Origin of the sequence: Streptomyces sp. 13-12-16, assembly GCF_002114215.1 — a bacterium.
GTDB lineage: Bacteria > Actinomycetota > Actinomycetes > Streptomycetales > Streptomycetaceae > Streptomyces.
This window is the reverse complement of record NZ_NCTE01000755.1, coordinates 1-1,822: the sequence shown is the minus strand read 5'-3', so window position 1 is coordinate 1,822 and position 1,822 is coordinate 1. Positions and strand designations below refer to the sequence as shown.

At 72.3% G+C, this 1,822-nt stretch carries 1 protein-coding gene; it reads right to left on the bottom strand.

Annotated elements, in window-relative coordinates:
• Positions 1–283: 283 nt before the first annotated feature.
• Positions 284–1,822 (bottom strand): alkaline phosphatase (locus tag B7767_RS28055; RefSeq protein WP_107486377.1); only part of this gene is annotated, 1,539 nt, incomplete at its 5' end.

The window sequence follows — 1,822 nt, the reverse complement described above, 5'->3', positions numbered from 1 at the left end:
CGCCCCCCCCCCACCGGCCCGGGGGGGGGGGGGGGGGGCACCGCCGGTATCGTGCGCCGGCGGTGCGTGGCCGTGGCGGCGTACCCACCACGCGTGGAACGCCGCCGTGCACCGTGCGGCGAGTCCGGCCGGGCCCCGGCGGCCGTTGGTGGGGCCGCCGTGCGGGGTGTTCGTCACTTCAGACATGTCTCGACTCATACAGCCACTGTGAAGGAACCGTGTTTCGTGATCACGAACGTACTGTGACTGATGGGTAAAGCGCGCTTCTGGCCGTTTCGTCGAGTTACTGACCGACCAGGCCCGGCCGCAGCGTCTTCGTGAACAGCACGGTGCCGTCCTGCTCCCGCATCCGCACCGTCAACTCGCCGCTGTCGCCGTCGATGTCGACCTCGCCGAAGAACTGGTAGCCGCCGGCGGGCGAGACGTTCGAGGCGCTCGGCGCCTTCACCCACACCCGCTCGGGGCCGAAGGTGCCGTCGAGCGCGCTTGCCGGGAAGGCGCCCGCGTTCAGCGGACCGGAGACGAACTCCCAGAACGGCTCGAAGTCGTCGAACGCGGCCCGCGAGGGCTGGTAGTGCTGGGCCGAGGTGTGGTGCACGTCGGCCGTCAGCCACACCGTGCCGGTGATCCGCCGGTGCTTGACGAACCGCAGCAGCTCCGCGATCTGCAGCTCCCGCCCCAGCGGTGCCCCCGGGTCGCCCTGGGCCACCGCCTCGACGTGCCGTCCGCCCTCGGTCGTGTCGGGCACGACGAGACCGATCGGCATGTCGGCGGCGATCACCTTCCACACCGCCCGCGACCGTGACAGCTCCCGCTTGAGCCACTCCAGTTGCTCACGCCCGAGGATGCCCTGCGGGTCCACGGCCTGGTCACCGGAGGAGTTGGCGTTGCGGTAGGTCCGCATGTCCAGCACGAACACGTCGAGCAGCGGCCCCTGCCGCAGCACCCGGTAGACCCGGCCCTCCCGGGCGCCCGGCCGCAGCGTGGACATCGGGAAGTACTCGCCGAACGCGCGCCGCGCGCGGGCCGCCAGCACGTCGACGCTCTTCTCCGTGTACCGGGCGTCCGTGTCGGTGATCCGCTGCCCCGGGTACCAGTTGTTGCGCACCTCGTGGTCGTCCCACTGCACGACGGACGGCACCTGGGCGTTGAACCGGCGCAGGTTCTCGTCCAGCAGGTTGTAACGGAAGTTGCCCCGGAACTCGGCCAGGGTCTCGGCGACCTTGGACTTCTCCTCGGTGGTGACGTTCCGCCAGACGCCGCCGTCCGGCAGGGCGGCGGTCGCGGAGACGGGACCGTCGGCGTAGACGGTGTCGCCGCTGAACAGGAAGAAGTCGGGGTCCAGCCGCGCCATCGCGTCGAAGATGCGGTAACCGCCGAAGTCGGGATTGATACCCCAGCCCTGTCCCGCCAGGTCGCCCGACCACAGGAACCGCACACCGTCCCGGCGCCGGTCGGTGACCGTGCGGAACGTGCCGGTGACCGGCTCACCGGTGCGGCGCGGGTCGTCGGGGTCGGCGAGCAGCACCCGGTAGTGGATCTGCTCGCCGGACGGCAGCCCGCGCAGCCGGGTCGTACCGGTGAGGTCGGTGCCCGCGCCGAGCAGCGGACCGTGCCATCTGCGCGGACGGCGGAACGACTCGGTCGCCGACGTCTCGACGATCATCCGCGCCGGACGGTCGGAGCGCACCCACACCAGCCCCGAGTCCCGGGTGACGTCGCCGGTCTGCACGCCCCACTCGGCCCGCGGGCGCCCCGCGCGGGCGAAGGCGGGCGCCGCGCCGAGCGCGGTGGGCAGGGTCAGGGCCGCCGAGGCCGCGAG